Origin of the sequence: Bacillus cereus group sp. Bc061 (genome assembly GCF_027715825.1) — a bacterium.
Classification (GTDB): Bacteria; Bacillota; Bacilli; order Bacillales; family Bacillaceae_G; genus Bacillus_A; species Bacillus_A paranthracis.
This window is the reverse complement of the sequence record NZ_JAQFTZ010000002.1, coordinates 357443-374068: the sequence shown is the minus strand read 5'-3', so window position 1 is coordinate 374068 and position 16626 is coordinate 357443. Positions and strand designations below refer to the sequence as shown.

Sequence of the window (16626 nt, the reverse complement as noted above, 5' to 3'; positions counted from 1 at the left end):
AAAATTGTATTAGAAAAAAATTGAATAACCATACTACAACTACGAGGAAGAGTGAAGAGGTGAATGGAAATTGGAACAAACAATTTATATTAAAATGCGTAATCGATTAAAAGTTTCTCCTACGTATGAAGTAAAGCTGGGAGATGTTGCTCAACTTGCCGGAGATGCTGCAGTAGTTCAGTCGTTACAGGATGAGGTAATTTATAAAATTACAGCGCGTGATAAAACGCATGTTGTAATTGATGTTATGAAAATAATTGAGATTATTAGGCGAAAAACCGCTCATATACAAATTAATTTACTCGGTTCTGGACAAACTCTTGTTGAAATTATATATGAAAAAAAGAAAGTACATCCGATTTTTTTCGGACTTGTATGGTTGTTACTTTTCATTGGAGCAGCTCTTGCCATCATATATTTTCATGAAGATGTAAGCATGCAACAAGTGCACCAACGGTTATATTACATGATTACGGGAGAATTTAAGGCGCAACCACTTTTATTTCAAATTCCTTATTCATTAGGTCTTGGGCTAGGCATGGTTTTATTTTTTAATCATGTATTTCAAAAGCGTATTAATGAAGAGCCGAGTCCGTTAGAAGTGGAGATGTTCCAATACCAGCAATCACTTGACCAATATGTAATTGTTCATGAAAACAAGGATAATATGAAACAACTTACCGATGATTGAGTCTGGATTCGTTATTTTAATTGCTTTAGCAGGAGGAATTGCTGTAGGTAGCGGATATGTTGCGTTTTTAGCTGTACTTGGTATAATCCCTCGTCTAGCTCAATTAACGAGAAGTGGAAAGCACATTCAATATTTTGAGTGGGCAGTTATTGCAGGTACGTTAACAGGAGCTTGGTGTAGTTTGAAAAACATTACATTTCAAACGTCGCAATATTGGCTTGTTATATTAGGAATATTTTGTGGTACATTCATTGGAATGCTCGCTGCCGCATTAACGGAAGTGTTAAATGTTCTACCTATTTTAGCGAAACGAGTAGGGGTAGAGGGGAAGATTGTTGTTTTACTCGTTGCTCTTGTACTTGGAAAAGTAATAGGCTCGTTGTTTCACTGGATTTATTTCGTAAAGTAGGAGGCAATATATAAATGACAGGGCGAAAACTAAAGGACGATTACGTAAATAAAGTGAAGGAATACCATCCGAAGCCAAATTATTTTATAAATTGTGTTAAGGCATTTTTTGTAGGTGGATTCATTTGTACAATCGGAGAAGTATTGATGAAATTTTATATACATTATTTTCATTTTAGTGAACAAGAGGCAGGGAATCCAACAGTCGCAACTCTTGTACTATTATCGGCGATTTTAACAGGTTGTGGTGTATATGATAAAATCGGTCAATTTGCTGGAGCAGGTTCGGCCGTACCTGTTACGGGATTTGCGAATTCTATGGCAAGTGCTGCGCTAGAGCATAAGAGTGAAGGAATTGTACTTGGGGTTGCTACAAACATGTTTAAGCTAGCGGGAAGTGTAATCGTTTTTGGTGTTGTCGGTGCGTACATTATTGGGTTAATAAGATATACTTTTAAAATTTTTATGTCTTAAAGGAGGGGCTAGTATGAGGTTGACAGGAAAACAAACGTGGGTATTTCAAAATGATATTTATGTGAATGCAACCGGTACTGCCGTCGGTCCAAAAGAAGCTGAAGGCCCTCTTGGAAAGGAATTTGATATTTCATATGATGATTTACATTGCGGAGAGGAAAACTGGGAGCTTGCGGAACGAAGATTAATGTCAGATTCTATTCAACAAGTCATGCAAAAAGCAAATGTAGAAACATCACAAATTGATTTCTTTTTAGCGGGTGACTTATTAAATCAAACAGTAACAGCAAATTACGTTGCGCGTAAGTGGGGAATTCCCTTTTTAGGCATGTTTAGTGCTTGTGCGACCTCGATGGAGACTTTAGCGGTCGGATCAGCCTTTATAGATGGCGGATTCGCAAATCGTGTTTTAGCGACGGTAAGTAGTCATAATGCAACAGCTGAAAGACAGTTTCGTTATCCAACAGAGTATGGGGGACAAAAACCAGGAACAGCAAATTCCACTGTTACAGGTGCGGGATCCATATTAATTAGTAAAGAAAAAAGTGCCATTAAAATCAAGGCGGCTACGATTGGAAAAGTGCAAGATTTAGGAATTGCGAACCCTTTAGATATGGGATCGGCGATGGCACCTGCTGCAGCTCATACAATTCAGCAACATTTTGAGGATTTGAAGAGAAGTGCAGCCGATTACGATTTGATTGTTACCGGTGATTTATCAGCTATTGGGACACCAATTGCGAAACAACTGTTACTGGAAGAAGGTTATGATATTGGGCATATATATAACGATTGCGGATTAATGATTTATGATTCCGGTCAAGAAGAAGTATTTGCTGGTGGTAGTGGTTGTGCTTGTTCAGCTGTTGTCACATATGGTCATTTATTAAGCGAGATGCAAAAAGGGAATTTACAACGAATTTTTGTCGTTGCTACTGGTGCGTTATTAAGCCCGATGATGATGCAGCAAAAAGAAACAATTCCAACAATTGCACATGGTGTCGTATTTGAGAGAGTGAAGGGAGAGTGAATTGTGGATTATATATATGCATTTCTTGTAGGAGGCGCTATTTGTGTAGTTGGGCAAGTATTGTTAGATTTCGCAAAGTTAACACCAGCCCATTTAATGGCTACCTTTGTAGTGATAGGAGCAGTTTTAGATGGATTCGGATTGTACGATAAGCTTATAAAGTTTGCTGGTGCTGGGGCGACAGTTCCTATTACAAGTTTTGGACATTCCCTATTACACGGGGCAATGCATGCTGCAGAGAAACACGGATATATAGGGATTGGTATGGGTATGTTTAGTTTAACGTCTGCAGGTATTTCAGCAGCAATATTATTTTCATTTTTTGTAGCACTTATATGTAAACCGAAAGGATAAATCAAATGAGACGAAGGGTTGTTTTGGTCACAGATGGAGATGAATATGCAAAGCGAACAATTGAGCTTTTAACGAAGGAATTTGGGGGAAGGTGTATTTCAGCATCACAAAGTAATCCAACCAAATTGACAGGGAAGAAAGTTGTTGAGCTTATTATGCAAACGCCATATGACCCTGTATTTGTCATGTTTGATGACAGTGGATTTATTGGAGAAGGATCTGGTGAAAAAGCTTTAAAATATGTAGCCACGCATAAACAAATTGATGTACTTGGGATTTTGGCAGTAGCGTCTAATACACACCATTGGGAATGGGCACGTGTAGATGTAAGTGTAGATCGGAACGGGAATTTAACGGAATATGGTGTTGATAAATTTGGACTTCCAGATGGTGAAATTGGCAGAATTAGCGGAGATACAATTTATTGTTTAGATGATTTGAATGTTCCCGTCATTGTTGGTGTTGGTGATATTGGTAAGATGTGTGGAAACGATGAATGGGAGAGAGGCTCACCAATTACGAAAAAAGCAATTCAGTTAATTTTGGAAAGGAGTGGATTTTATGACGAAGCCTAAAAAAATAGATATTCCGATTTCAACTTTCATAAGTGACAATGAAAATTATTTAAAACAAACGGCTGGATTAGGCGTCACATTTGATGTTGGTATTCGTAAATTTCAAATTTTGAATAAAGAAATTGCAGTGTTATTCGTAAATGGACTTTGTGATACAAATTATATTATTCCTATTTTAGAAGAAGCTGTGGATACGAATGAAATAAGGGATGTTGAAGAAGATACTGTAAAGCTTTTAGAGAATCGTTTAATTCATCAGCAAGTAAGTAAAGTGAAAACGATGGATGAAGTAATGCTTCAAGCGTTATCAGGGCTTATTGTTATATTTGTGGAAGGCGAAACAGAAGCGTTCGTGATAGATGTTCGTAGCTATCCAGGACGAACACCGACAGAGCCAGATACTGAAAAAGTAGTACGCGGTGCGAGGGATGGATTTGTTGAAAATATCGTTGTAAATACAGCGTTAATTCGTAGAAGAATTCGAGATCCACGTCTTCGAAATGAAATTATTCGAGTAGGGGATCGATCGCAAACGGATATTTGTATTACATATGTACAAGATGTTGCAAATCCAGATTTAGTAAAGATTATAAAACAAGAATTAAATAACATCGATGTCGATGGCATTACGATGGCGGATAAAACAGTGGAAGAATTTGTTGTAAAGCAAAGCTATAATCCATTCCCGCTTATTCGATATACAGAAAGACCGGATGTAGCAGCAAATCATTTATTAGAAGGACATGTTCTAGTACTAGTTGATACATCACCGAGTGCTATGATTACGCCAACAACATATTTTCATCATTTACAGCATGCAGAAGAGTTTAGACAAAATCCAGCTGTCGGAACATTTTTACGTTGGGTACGCTTTTTAGGTGTTTTATTCTCCTTGTTTTTACTACCGTTTTGGTTAGTGTTTGTATTTGATCCAACTCTTTTACCAGAAAATCTTGCTTTTATTGGACCGACTAAGATGACACATTTACCAATTTTATTACAGGTGATAATGGCAGAAGTAGGACTTGAATTTTTAAGGATGGCAGCCATTCATACTCCAACGCCGTTATCGTCAGCAGCAGGATTAATTTCTGCCATATTAATTGGTCAAATAGCAATCGATGTAGGTTTGTTTGTACCAGAAGTTATTTTGTATGTAGCAGTTTCTATGATCGGTGCTTATGCAACACCGAGCTATGAATTAGGGCTAGGGAATAAGGTTGGAAAATTATTTGTTATTATTTTAACAGGTCTCTTCCATGAGATGGGCTTTGTAATTGGTATGACGATATTGATTTTATTTTTAACGTCTATAAAAAGTTTGCAAACCCCTTATTTATGGCCGTTTTTACCATTTGATTGGGGCGCATTAACAAAAATTCTACTCCGTCCGACGATGTCTAGTTTAAAAGTACGACCAAGTATTGTAAGACCTCAAAATGTAAAAAGACAAAAATAAACGGGATTATACACCCGTTTATTTTTTTAGCAAAAATTTATTGTTTTTTAACAAAAATCAAACATTTTTTGTGTACACTTAGAGTAGATATTGTGTATGGAAGGGGAAGAGGACATGATTAAATTATTTGTAAGTGATTTAGACGACACGCTCGTTTACAATGTAAATCATATGCAAAAAGAAGATGAACGTGCAATTTGTTGGTTAGCTGAAAAAGGGACAAATATTTGTTTTGCCTCAGGCCGCTTTACTCATCGAATTGATGAAGTCGTAAATAGGTTTGAATTCCCATATTACACAACTGGCTTAAATGGAGCGACAATGTTACTTCCGGATGGGAATTTGTTTTATGAATCGAGTTTTGAAAATACGGTTGCCCAGGAAATATATCGATATATACATAAAAAAGGACTAGCGGATATTGTTTGTGCAAATGAGCAGCGATATACAAAAAGGAAGAATGAACATCACCATAATTTTGAAGCGTATATGGGCGTGCATATCGCTGAAATTGAAGCGTTAGAAGAGGAATTTGGTAAAACTGTACATCCTGCGAAATTGTTTGTTTTTGGGGAAGAAGAGACAATTGAAGCATTAGATCAAGAATTACGAGATACATTTCAGAATGAATCGGAAGTTTTTATGTCTGGTAAACGCTATGTTGACATTATGCCAAGGGGAGTAAGTAAAGGGAGTGCTTTAAGACGACTAATGGAACATTTGCAAATTGAAGCAAATGAAGTTGCATGCATTGGAGATTCTTTCAATGATATTTCTATGTTTGAAGTAACCCCGCATTCATTTACTCTGCACCATGCTCATCCATATGTGAAGGAGAAAGCGAATCATATTGTTCGTTCGGTTGAAGAAGCTATTATGAAATTGCCGTTACTTGTATAAAAAAGAAGCTCGCTACTAGCGAGCTTCTTTTTACTTGAATAACGATTTAACAAAATCAATGATACTTGAGAAGAAATCTTTCACTTTATCTAGGAAACTTTGCCCTTCTTCAGATCCTAAAAAGGCAGAAACGTGTTCTTTTGCTTTATTTAACTGACTGCCAACTTGATTCCAATCAATGTTAAGATTTTTCATTTTATCAAATAGAGCAACTAAGTTATCTAACTGTTCATCCGTTAATGTAATACCAAGTTGATCCGCAATTTTTTTAATTAATGAACGTAAATCTTCAGTCGTTTTTGGCTGCTCTTTCGCAATTTCTTCTTTAATTTTCGCAACAAGTTGAACTGCTTTTTCTTCACCAATTTTATCGCCAAGCTGGGATGTTTGCACCATTTCTTCATTGGCTACTTTTTTTACTTCCTCAGGAATTGCTTTGTTTGATGTTGTCTCATAGGCTTTCATTAAACCAGTTAAAGCAGCAGTTCCAGAAACTTTAAATGGTGCAGTAATTTGAATTTCTGCATCTTTCACACCTGCTGTAATAAGTGCGTTTGTGTACATTGCATCTGTTATTGAATTAATGTTTTTTGAACGTACAATGAGACCAGAACCTGGCTTTGTGTATGTGATCATAGAAGAGGAAATTGCTCTCGTACCAATTTGCGCTTTTGGAACAATCCCTTCTAGAAATTTATGTTCTTCCGCATTAGACACAGTAATAATTGTAGCATCTTTTGGTGCTTTCATTTCTTTTAACAGATCTTGTTTTTGTTGTTCAGACAAGTTTTCTCCTAGTGTAACAATTGATTCTCCTTCGATGATGTCTGCAAACGAAGCTGTTGGCATAATAAATACTGCTACAGCTAATAGCAGAGCTAGTAATTTCGTTTTCACGAAAAATCGCTCCCTTTCTCTTTCTAAAATTTTCGGGCAACACAGTTATTATAGTATATATTTCTTATTTGTCACCTAGCTTTTTCCACATTTCAAAAAAGAAGTATGTAGATTGTCGGATTCTTTTTGTTTCTAGTCATGAATGTGGTAATATAGTGCTGAGATAGTTGAAAGGAGACATATACGTATGAAAACTTTAGGATACATAGTAATGGAAAATGGTGAAAAAATCGATTTGGAATTTTTCCCAGAAGAGGCACCAAAAACAGTAGAAAACTTTAAAAAACTAGCAGAGCAAGGATTTTATGATGGTGTGACATTCCACCGCGTTATTCCTGGCTTCGTAAGCCAAGGTGGAGACCCAACAGGAACAGGTGCGGGTGGCCCAGGTTACTCTATCCCATGTGAAACTGATGGAAATCCTCATAGACACCTTGTAGGATCACTTTCTATGGCTCATGCTGGCCGTAACACAGGCGGTAGCCAATTCTTTATCGTTCATGAGCCACAGCCACACTTAGATGGTGTACATACTGTATTCGGTAAAGTAACAAGCGGTATTGAAACAGTATTAAACATGCGTCAAGGTGATGTAATGAAAGAAGTTAAAGTTTGGGAAGAATAAGTGAATGAGAAAAGAGAGCTATTGCTCTCTTTTTTTAATAGGAATGGGTATTTCGTTTACGGTACATGATACAAGTAGTAATGTGATTGTAGTGAAAATAAGTCGCTTATGAGAACAAAATATTAACAAATTACATAGAATACATTAGATTACAGATTTCAATAAAAGTTGTTTATTACATTCATTTTGCTAGAATTCATCTGCTCTAAGGTGATGAATAGTGAAGTGATAATGAGCGGTGGATGTTTCTTTTCACTTTCATATAACAGTGTTTCTTCTTTTATCTACTTAACAAAAATAGTAATGAAATGTATATTTGACTTTCTTCTTTTCGCTTTGTATGATTATCAAGTTGTTTTAAGCTCTTCTCACTCTGTTGAAAATATTGTAAAATGAATGTGATATGAAAAGAGTGATTGAGGGGATTTAATAGTTTGTAACTTTTGTAAGAAGGGATAAGGGTTATGTTAATTCGTTTTAAAAAAAGTTATGAAAAGATTGCAATGGGGCTTCTTTCATTTATGCCAACTGAAAAAGATGTGAAAACATTACAATTGACTATGAAAGATTATGAAGCAAAGGATGATTGGCAATTGTATTTGTGGAAACAAAACGAAGATTTTGTTGGGATAATGGGGATTGTAAAAAAAGAGAATCAAGTTTTGGAAATTCAGCATTTGAGTGTGAATCCATCTCACCGTCATATGGGTATTGGGACGAAGATGGTTCAAGAGTTAAAGAGTAAATTTCTTGAATTTACAATTTGCGGAAATGAGCAAACAGCAAGTTTTTGCAAAAAGTGTAAAGGGCTTGAACAAAATATACATTCGTGAAAGCAGAGATAAGTAGTTTATTATCTCTGCTTTCTTTTTTGTAATTGTTCGTTTCGTTCAGCGATGACTTCTGTTCGATCACGTAATGTGTGCTTATGTATTATAAATTCATTAGAAGTAGCATTCACGTCTTTCCAAGGAAGGTTTTGTTTCTGACATAATTCTATGCAGTACTTTTCTAATGTTGTATCCGACAATGGTAAAAATAACGGTGTAAAACTTTCTTTTTTCTGGATAGATTGCAATTTATCTTTGAGTAAGAACAGAAGTTGTGCCTCATTTATTCCTAAACGAAGTAAATGTGCACTGTTTTTTTCTAAAATCGTTATGGCGCTTTTCATCATCTTCTCTGCGCCATTCCAGTTAGAGCGTCTGTGATGGTATAAAGAAACTGCAATTTGAATGAGGCCGACTAAATAATGATCCCGATTTCCTCTCGGTTTTGTTTTCCAATATTCTTCCAGTATTTCGTGGCATTCAAAATAATCATAATCTCCGTGAAAATGAATTAAAAACTGTATGTATTCCGTAGGATACATTTTCTTCGCCCCTATCTAACGGTTATAAGTATAAGTTTATCATAGAAATATGAACAATAAACGACTAGGGAATTTCTCCCTAGTCGTTATTGTTCATATTAGCAGAAGCAAGCTGCCCCTACAATAATGAGTAAAATAAACAATACAACAAGTAATGCGAACCCACCGCTAAAACCACAATCAACGTGACCCATAGTTTTTTGACCTCCTACATTGTTCTTACTACACTGTTATCATATGAAGTGGTGGGCATGATGCCATAGGCATAGGTCTATTTTTAATTAAATTTCTTAAAAAGGTTGGATAGAACATGAGTATGCTCTATACTTATGTTGTTATAGAAAAAATGTGGTGGGATGCTTTGTGCAGTATAATTTTAAAGTAGAGGCTTTTGAAGGGCCTTTAGATTTATTGTTACATTTAATACATCGTTATGAAATTGATATATATAATATTCCTGTAGCGGAAATTACAGAGCAATATTTATCTTATGTTCATACGATGAAAGAACTACAATTAGATGTTGCAAGTGAGTATTTAGTAATGGCTGCAACGTTATTACAAATTAAAAGTAAAATGTTGTTGCCGAAACATGAAGAAGATGTACTTGATAACGGTGATGACTTTATAGATGATCCTCGTCAAGAATTGATGGAGAGGTTAATTGAATATAAGAAATATAAGCAAGTTGCTACTGAACTAAAAGAAAGAGAACAAGAAAGAGCACAGCTATATACACGTCCGCCAATTGATTTTACATCGTTGCAACAAGAAGAGGAGACAAGCTTGCCTCTTGATGTTACGTTATATGATATGCTAGCGGCATTTCAAAAATTAATGCGCCGTAAAAAAGCAAAGAAACCTGTGACAACACGTATTACTCGTCAAGAAATACCAATTGAACAGCGTATGACGGATATTTTAAAGCTGTTAGAAATACAAGGTGGTCGTCAAAGTTTTTATGATTTGTTTGTTGATGATGAACGGGAAATAATGGTTGTAACATTTTTAGCGGTTCTTGAGCTTATGAAAAATCAACAAATCGTAATTGAACAAGAACATAATTTTGATGAAATTTTCGTATCAAGCTATACTAAATCTGCATAGAGTTAGTATGGAAAATGGGATAGAAATAGTATATCTCATGCTAGGTTTGAATGTATCGTTTGGAACAAGAGAAAAAATATTGAACCGAACGCATTGATTGTGATTCGGTTTTTTGATGTGTATTTTTATGGAGAAAATAGGAGGAAGGAGCTCGTAAGATGGATAGAACAGAACAGAAATCAATCATTGAAGGGCTTTTATTTGTTTCTGGTGATGAAGGGATTTCTCCTGAACAAATAGCAAAAGTCCTTGAAATTGAAGGAAACGAAGTAATCGATATTTTAGAAGAAATGCAAAAAGAATGTGAAGGTGCACACCGAGGTTTGCAAATTGTACAGTATGCAAAAGTATATCGTTTTGCTACAAAGAAAGAACATGCGTCGTACTATCAAAAACTAATAGATATCCCAACAGCTGCTTCACTCTCTCAGGCTGCGCTAGAAACGTTAGCAATTGTTGCATATCGTCAACCCATTACAAGAACAGAAATGGAAGAGATTAGAGGAGTAAAAACTGATAAGGCGTTACAAACGTTAGTATCACACTTACTTATAAAAGAAATGGGAAGAGCAGAAGGACCTGGGCGTCCGATTTTATATGGAACGACGAAAGAATTTTTAGACACATTTGGATTAAAAACATTAGATGATTTACCTCCGCTTTCTGAAGAAAACGAACAAATGAATGAAGCGGATTTATTCTTTGGTTCTTTACAAGAGATATCGAAATAAAAGCTTAGCATTTTGCTAAGCTTTTTTTTGTATATCAATTATATACCGTGCCATACTAATTGAAAAAAGGAGACGAGTTATGAGAGGTATACGAAGTATTTTATTATTAGTTTCTGTTTTGTTATGCTTTTCTTTAAATAGTGCATCGGCAAAAAGGTATATGATGTCTATTCATACCGCGTCTCCTTTACATATGCAGCGGCAACATTTTGGTAAAATGAAAGTGAGTTTCTTAAAAGTTGGGCAAGGTGATGCAACACTTATTATATTGCCAAATGGACAAACGATGTTAATTGATGGAGGACCTTATGAAGCTGGTGAGGTTATCATCCAAAAGCTAATTGAAAAAGGAATTAACCATTTAGATGCTATCGTCAGTACTCATCCTGATATGGATCATATTGGAGGGCTCATTCCGATTGTAGAGCAAATGCCGGTATCACTTATATTAGATAGTGGAAAAACATATAGTTCTCTTACTTATCATACGTATCGAAATCATATAAAGAAAAGGGGAATCCCTTTCATTTCAGTAAAAGAGGGCCAATACATACCGCTAGATCCGCATGTTTCCATACAAGTATTAAACAATGGGAAGTCCAAAGATGAAAATAATGAATCTTCAATTGTATTAAAGGTTCGGTATGGTAAGGCAGATTTTTTACTAATGGGTGATGCTGATGTGCGGACGGAAACTGAAATATTAAAGCAATTTGATGTACATGCAGATGTGCTAAAGGTGGGACATCATGGCTCATATACTTCAACAAGTGAAAGGTTTATAAAGAAGGTAGAACCACAGTTCGCGATTCTTTCTTATGGTAGCAAAAATCCGTATGGGCATCCGCATCAAAGTGTAGTGAGACGATTAAAACGGCGTGGTATAATGATGTATGGAACAAATAGACGTACGGTAGAAATGGAAACAGACGGCGAACATATTACAATAGGGTCTAGCGGATTAATGCCATTACTTAAGTGATTCATACGTTAGATGATATAGTTTCTTTTTGGAAAAAATGAATAACATATATTATAATTGCGAGAGACGTACTAAGCTTCCTTTTTGTTAAGCAAAGAGGAAATTTCATTAGAATGTATAGACAACTACTCGTGCATATATTAAGATGGAATTAGGCGAATAAGGTAATAATAACAAGTAGGTATTTCATGGGAAAGGATCGATGAAAATGAAAACGCAAGTTGTCATCAATGCCAAAATTTATACAGGTCAAGAAGTAGTAGAAAACGGATTTATTCGTTACGCAGAAACAATTAAAGAAATTGGTTTGATGGCTCAATATGTATCACAAGAAAATGAAACTGTTTTAGATGCGGCAGGGAAAATTGTGATTCCAGGTATGATTGATGTTCATATTCATGGTGGATACGATATTGATGCGATGGATGCAAATAGCGATGGGTTAGTAACTCTAGGGAAAGAAATGTTAAAAGAAGGAGTTACAACTTACTTCCCAACAACAATGACACAAGCTCCAGAAGCAATTGAAGCAGCACTACATGCTGCGAAGGAAGCGAAAGAAAAAGGAGCGCATTTCGAATATATTCACTTAGAAGGACCGTATGTTTCAAAAAAACGTGCAGGTGCACAACCACTTGAACATATTGTTCCTGCGAATATTGAACAATTTAAACAATGGCAGGAAGCAAGCGGAAATTTAATTAAATTAGTAACATACGCACCTGAAGAAGAAGGAGCGTTAGAGTTTGAGCAGTATCTTGCTGAAACTGGTGTTGTCGGCACAATGGGGCATACAGATGCAATTGATGCGCAACTAAAAAATAGAAACATTACACATGCAACGCATTTATACAATCAAATGCGTGGATTACATCACCGTGAACCAGGAGTTGTTGGTCATGTGTTATTAAATCCAGATGTAATGGTTGAAGTAATTACAGATGGTATTCACATTCACCCAGATATGGTGAAATTAGCATATAAATTAAAAGGACCGAAAAAAGTAAGTGTTATTACTGACGCAATGCGTGCAAAAGGTCTTGAAGATGGATTATATGAGCTTGGCGGACAGCCAGTACATGTAAAAGATGGTAGTGCTCGATTAGAAGATGGAACGTTAGCTGGTAGTATTCTAAAAATGGATCAAGCTTTCCGAAATGTAATTGAATTTACAGGTTGTTCAATCGAAGATGCAGTACTAATGACATCAGTGAACCAAGCAGAAGAGTTTGGATTAAATAATAAAGGTGCATTAGCGGTAGGAAAAGATGCAGACTTTGTTGTGATGAATGAAGATTTACATGTATATGATACGGTTCGTTTAGGAATTCATATGAAGGAAGGGAAGTAATGAAATGAATATTCTTGTTGTAAAAACTCCAGAAGAACTAGCAGAAGCAGGTTATAAATTAATTGAAGAAGTTGTAAAAACAAAAGAAAATCCAACATTAGGAATGGCTACAGGAAGCTCTCCATTAGGTATTTATGCAGAAATGCGAAAAAATAAACTTGATACAAGCCGTGTAACCACTGTAAACTTAGATGAGTACGTAAATTTACCACATGAAGATAAAAACAGCTATCACTATTTCATGCAAGAACAGTTGTTTGATCATCTTCCATTTAAACAAACTTATGTACCAAACGGGATGGCAAGTGATTTAGAGGAAGAGTGCAAACGTTACGAGGGCATTCTAGCTGCTAACCCAGTTGACCTACAGATTCTTGGAATCGGTGAAAACGGTCACATCGGATTTAACGAACCAGGAACACCGTTTAATTCTCCAACAAACATTGTTGAATTAACAGAATCTACACGCCAAGCAAACCTTCGCTTCTTCGAAAAAGAAGAAGATGTGCCAACTCATGCAATTACAATGGGAATTGGAAGCATTATGAAAGCGAAACAAATTCTACTTGTTGCTATGGGTTCTAAAAAGGCAGAAGCTGTTAAAGAATTATTGCAAGGTGCATATAGTGAAGCGTGTCCTGCTACAGTTTTACAACGTCATCCGAATGTAACCGTAATCGCTGATCAAGAAGCTCTATCTTTATGCAGTGAGGCGATTGCTGATGAACATCGACAAGTATTCACCATTTCCGATCTATTATCAGATTCAAGAGTGGGTGAAACAGCTAATTGAGGACGGCGAATGGAAGCCGGGAGATAAAATCCCATCTGAGAATGAACTTTGCGATAAGTTCGAAGTGAGTCGTATGACAATCAGACAGGCGATTAATAATTTAGTGGAACAAGGTTATTTATATCGGAAACGTGGAATCGGTACGTTTGTCCAACTTCCGAAAGTGGAACAAAAACTGCAAGGAATGACAGGATTCACGGAAGATATGATTTCTCGTGGGATGAACCCAAGTAGTCAATTATTAAGTTTCCGCCTAGTTCCAGCTACTGTGAAAATAGCAGACCGGCTGAGAATACAGGAGGGAGAGTCGGTTTATGAAGTGAGGCGTATTCGCTTAGCTGACGATGAACCGATTGCTTTTGAGACGACATATTTGTCGCCAGCTCTTGTAAAAGATATTAACGAAGAAATATTGCAACAATCTTTATATGAACATTTAGAGAAAAAACTGGGCTTCAAACTTGTTAGCGCTACTCAATCAATTGAAGCTTCAATTGCAACGGATAATGAAGCGGAACATCTGCATATTCCTAAAAAGGCGCCAGTGCTTGTCATGCGTCAATGGTCATATTCAGAAGGTGAAGTACCGTTAGAGTATGTGAAATGTATTTATCGTGGAGATCGTTATAAGTTTATTACAAACATCGCACGTAACAAATAATATATTTCAGTTTGTGAAGTACAGTAAATGTCAAATTGTTTAACATGTAAAGAAAAAATACGACTCATCCTTACAAGGAGTGAGTCGTATTTTTATTATGAGCAATTACGTGGTTAACAGCTTCTTTAACTGTATTTACTACATAGTGAGCGTGTTCTTTTACTGCGTCATCTGCTTGAGCCATAGCAAAACTGTGAGGAGTTAGAGCAAACATTGGAATATCATTATAAGAATCCCCTATGCAAGCAACTTCCTCTGGTTGTAATTGAAACTCTTTTAATAAAACAGAAATAGCAGAACCTTTACTAATATTAGGTGGCATTACATCTAAGCATTGTTCTGCTGAAATGAACGTACTAACTTTTCCATGAAATTTTTCATCAATTTTTTTCTGAAGGAGTTGTAAGCTCTCCTTTGTGCCACCGACAGAAATTTTATTCGGGAAAATTGTATCATCTATTTTCTGTAATAAATTTGGTTCTTCGACAGAAGTCATCGTTACTTGTTGCTCAAGTTCGTGAATAAACGGTGTTTTTTCTTCAATGTAGTAATTATGTTCATCACTAACATAACGGAAATAAGGATCTTCATTCGTCATGTGTAACAATTCAGGAAGAATGCTGGAATCAAAAGTTGCAGATAATAGCTGCTTATTTTCATTTGTATATACAAAAACACCATTAACACTAATGCGGTGGAAATTTGTATTTACAGCTTTCATTAAGTCTGCAATTTCATTATCAAGTCGGCCAGAAGCGAAACAAAGAATCACATTTTGTTCAGCAAGACTACGAAGTGCTACAATATCCTGTTCGTCAATTAAACCTCCGTGTTGCATCATTGTACCGTCGATATCACTTACAAACATTTTAATCATGTTGTTATCTCCTTTCTATGTACAGTTGCTCTTACATTATACGCATCATATATAAACATGTCTAAAAAATGAATTTTTATGAAATGGTAGATGTTTTACATTGACGACAAAGAAGAATATTCTGTAACATAAAAGCAGGCTATTTAAGTACGAGGGTGGTGTTATATGAGTAATTATCTAGAAATTAAAAAAGTTTTAAATAATAATGTCATCATTGCTAGCCATCCTGAACATGAGGAAGTAGTAGTGATTGGTAAAGGAATTGGATTTGGGAAAAAAGCGAAAGATGTATTGGAGCAAGAACAAATTGAAAAAATGTTTGTTCTAAAAAATGAACGTGATCGTGAACAATACAAACTGCTAGTTCCACATGTGAGTGAAAAATTAATTGAATTAATGAATGATATTATGTTCTATATTCAAGAAAAAGCAAAATCCCCATTGAATGAACATATTCATATCGCTTTAACAGATCATATTTCTTTTGCAATTAAGCGTTTAAAACAAGGGTTTACAATTGATAATCCTTTTTTAGTTGAAACGAAAATGCTCTATCCAGAGGAATATAAAATTGCTGAAGGTGTTGTAAACCTTTTAAATTCTCGTTTGCAAATTACATTGCCAGAAGGAGAAATCGGGTTTATTGCACTGCATATTTACAGTTCACTTACAAATTCAGATTTATCTTCAGTTAATCAAAACTCCCGTCTCATCGCACAGCTTGTATCTTTAATTGAGACGAACTTACAAATTACATTAGACCAAGAAAGTATTCACTATTTACGCCTTATTCGTCATCTTCAATATGCTATTGAGAGGGTGAAAAAAGGAGAAAAAGTAGAGGAATCGCAAAGTTTTGCTGATTTATTAAAGGCGGAATATCCTGTCTGTTATAATTTAGCTTGGAAGCTAGTTAAGGTTATGCAAAAAGAATTGCAACTTCCTGTTTATGAAGCAGAGAGTATATATTTAACGATGCACCTGCAGCGCTTAGTGAAGGCAGAGCATGTATAAAATGACATATATTTTTGTCGAAAATGAAAACGTTAAAAAAAATCATTGAATCGCTTACAATAGTTATGTATAATAACTATTGCAAAGTTATACAAATTTCGACAAACACATTAAGGTATAAAACGAAAACGTTTGCCTTAATTATAGTGAACTTATACGTAAACCTATTTTTGACACGTGTTACTGATTCGATCAGGCATGAGTGGAGAAAAGTAAGGAATGTAAGCTAGAGAAAGGGATATACTACCCTTTGTATAGCTATCGTTCTATCTTTTTTTCCTCATGCCTTTTTGGCGTTTGTCGGAAGGTATCAATATAGATAAGA

At 35.6% G+C, this 16626-nt stretch carries 22 protein-coding genes; 18 read left to right on the top strand and 4 right to left on the bottom strand.

Annotated features, from left to right (window positions below):
* The first annotated feature begins 70 nt into the window (after positions 1 to 70).
* From spoVAA to PDQ40_RS11170, 8 genes are all read left to right on the top strand, one after another.
* Complete coding sequence (gene spoVAA / locus PDQ40_RS11205) at positions 71 to 691, top strand: stage V sporulation protein SpoVAA (protein ID WP_000438355.1); 621 nt, start codon at positions 71 to 73, stop codon at positions 689 to 691.
* Positions 684 to 1100: a stage V sporulation protein SpoVAB gene (spoVAB, locus tag PDQ40_RS11200; RefSeq protein WP_000572932.1), complete on the top strand. Its 417-nt coding sequence runs from the start codon at positions 684 to 686 to the stop codon at positions 1098 to 1100. The genes spoVAA and spoVAB overlap by 8 nt, the downstream gene beginning before the upstream one ends.
* A 14-nt stretch (positions 1101 to 1114) precedes the next feature.
* The gene (spoVAC, locus tag PDQ40_RS11195) at positions 1115 to 1573 is read left to right on the top strand and encodes a stage V sporulation protein AC (protein WP_000147735.1); all 459 of its coding nucleotides are present in this window, start codon (positions 1115 to 1117) and stop codon (positions 1571 to 1573) included.
* A 13-nt stretch (positions 1574 to 1586) separates the two neighbouring features.
* Positions 1587 to 2603, top strand: a complete 1017-nt coding sequence (gene spoVAD / locus PDQ40_RS11190) for a stage V sporulation protein AD (protein ID WP_001241149.1) — start codon at positions 1587 to 1589, stop codon at positions 2601 to 2603.
* 3 nt (positions 2604 to 2606) lie between these two features.
* A complete protein-coding gene (spoVAE, locus tag PDQ40_RS11185) occupies positions 2607 to 2957 on the top strand; it encodes a stage V sporulation protein AE (protein WP_000384637.1) in 351 nt (116 codons plus the stop codon).
* A 5-nt stretch (positions 2958 to 2962) separates the two neighbouring features.
* Positions 2963 to 3532: a stage V sporulation protein AE gene (locus tag PDQ40_RS11180; RefSeq protein ID WP_001254415.1), complete on the top strand. Its 570-nt coding sequence runs from the start codon at positions 2963 to 2965 to the stop codon at positions 3530 to 3532.
* Positions 3519 to 4991, top strand: coding sequence for a spore germination protein SpoVAF (spoVAF, locus tag PDQ40_RS11175; protein WP_000165582.1), 1473 nt, complete (start codon positions 3519 to 3521; stop codon positions 4989 to 4991). The genes PDQ40_RS11180 and spoVAF overlap by 14 nt, the downstream gene beginning before the upstream one ends.
* A 96-nt stretch (positions 4992 to 5087) precedes the next feature.
* Positions 5088 to 5891, top strand: coding sequence for a Cof-type HAD-IIB family hydrolase (locus PDQ40_RS11170; protein ID WP_270691413.1), 804 nt, complete (start codon positions 5088 to 5090; stop codon positions 5889 to 5891).
* 30 nt (positions 5892 to 5921) lie between these two features.
* On the opposite strand, the gene PDQ40_RS11165 is transcribed toward PDQ40_RS11170, so the two are convergent.
* Positions 5922 to 6788: a DUF1002 domain-containing protein gene (locus PDQ40_RS11165; RefSeq protein ID WP_000850502.1), complete on the bottom strand. Its 867-nt coding sequence runs from the start codon at positions 6786 to 6788 to the stop codon at positions 5922 to 5924.
* Between the two features lie 187 nt (positions 6789 to 6975).
* On the opposite strand from PDQ40_RS11165, the gene PDQ40_RS11160 reads away from it, so the two are divergent.
* The 3 genes from PDQ40_RS11160 (at position 6976) to ribT (ending at position 8246) form a co-directional block, all read left to right on the top strand.
* Positions 6976 to 7413 carry a peptidylprolyl isomerase gene (locus PDQ40_RS11160; protein ID WP_000853792.1) on the top strand — a complete coding sequence of 146 codons (438 nt, stop codon included), beginning with the start codon at positions 6976 to 6978 and terminating at the stop codon, positions 7411 to 7413.
* A 213-nt stretch (positions 7414 to 7626) separates the two neighbouring features.
* Entirely contained in the window at positions 7627 to 7809 is a 183-nt protein-coding gene (locus tag PDQ40_RS11155) for a hypothetical protein (RefSeq protein WP_002028396.1), read from the top strand.
* Between the two features lie 68 nt (positions 7810 to 7877).
* Positions 7878 to 8246, top strand: coding sequence for a GNAT family N-acetyltransferase RibT (gene ribT / locus PDQ40_RS11150; RefSeq protein WP_000908397.1), 369 nt, complete (start codon positions 7878 to 7880; stop codon positions 8244 to 8246).
* Positions 8247 to 8266: 20 nt separating this feature from the next.
* Here ribT and PDQ40_RS11145 read toward each other — a convergent pair whose 3' ends face one another.
* On the bottom strand, positions 8267 to 8785 hold the full coding sequence (locus PDQ40_RS11145; RefSeq protein WP_000283586.1) for a DUF309 domain-containing protein: 519 nt from the start codon (positions 8783 to 8785) through the stop codon (positions 8267 to 8269).
* A gap of 98 nt (positions 8786 to 8883) precedes the next feature.
* Positions 8884 to 8979 carry a YjcZ family sporulation protein gene (locus PDQ40_RS11140; protein WP_000510194.1) on the bottom strand — a complete coding sequence of 32 codons (96 nt, stop codon included), beginning with the start codon at positions 8977 to 8979 and terminating at the stop codon, positions 8884 to 8886.
* Positions 8980 to 9148: 169 nt separating this feature from the next.
* Here PDQ40_RS11140 and scpA point away from each other — a divergent pair, with 169 nt between their 5' ends.
* The 6 genes from scpA to PDQ40_RS11110 all read left to right on the top strand — a co-directional run bounded on the left by scpA (position 9149) and on the right by PDQ40_RS11110 (position 14410).
* Positions 9149 to 9892: a segregation/condensation protein A gene (scpA, locus tag PDQ40_RS11135; RefSeq protein ID WP_001199760.1), complete on the top strand. Its 744-nt coding sequence runs from the start codon at positions 9149 to 9151 to the stop codon at positions 9890 to 9892.
* 158 nt (positions 9893 to 10050) lie between these two features.
* Complete coding sequence (scpB, locus tag PDQ40_RS11130) at positions 10051 to 10623, top strand: segregation/condensation protein ScpB (RefSeq protein ID WP_000376222.1); 573 nt, start codon at positions 10051 to 10053, stop codon at positions 10621 to 10623.
* Between the two features lie 79 nt (positions 10624 to 10702).
* Positions 10703 to 11605, top strand: a complete 903-nt coding sequence (locus PDQ40_RS11125; RefSeq protein ID WP_001214090.1) for a ComEC/Rec2 family competence protein — start codon at positions 10703 to 10705, stop codon at positions 11603 to 11605.
* A 208-nt stretch (positions 11606 to 11813) separates the two neighbouring features.
* Positions 11814 to 12956 carry an N-acetylglucosamine-6-phosphate deacetylase gene (gene nagA / locus PDQ40_RS11120; RefSeq protein ID WP_001983978.1) on the top strand — a complete coding sequence of 381 codons (1143 nt, stop codon included), beginning with the start codon at positions 11814 to 11816 and terminating at the stop codon, positions 12954 to 12956.
* A 4-nt stretch (positions 12957 to 12960) separates the two neighbouring features.
* Complete coding sequence (gene nagB, locus PDQ40_RS11115; RefSeq protein WP_001024206.1) at positions 12961 to 13749, top strand: glucosamine-6-phosphate deaminase; 789 nt, start codon at positions 12961 to 12963, stop codon at positions 13747 to 13749.
* Positions 13679 to 14410 (top strand): GntR family transcriptional regulator, encoded by a 732-nt coding sequence (locus PDQ40_RS11110; protein ID WP_012644586.1) that lies wholly within the window; start codon positions 13679 to 13681, stop codon positions 14408 to 14410. Before nagB ends, PDQ40_RS11110 begins: the two co-directional genes overlap by 71 nt.
* Before the next feature lie 70 nt (positions 14411 to 14480).
* Here PDQ40_RS11110 and PDQ40_RS11105 read toward each other — a convergent pair whose 3' ends face one another.
* Positions 14481 to 15287, bottom strand: coding sequence for a Cof-type HAD-IIB family hydrolase (locus PDQ40_RS11105; RefSeq protein ID WP_000594236.1), 807 nt, complete (start codon positions 15285 to 15287; stop codon positions 14481 to 14483).
* A gap of 165 nt (positions 15288 to 15452) precedes the next feature.
* Here PDQ40_RS11105 and glcT point away from each other — a divergent pair, with 165 nt between their 5' ends.
* Entirely contained in the window at positions 15453 to 16301 is an 849-nt protein-coding gene (gene glcT, locus PDQ40_RS11100; RefSeq protein ID WP_000073863.1) for a glucose PTS transporter transcription antiterminator GlcT, read from the top strand.
* Positions 16302 to 16626: the final 325 nt, after the last annotated feature.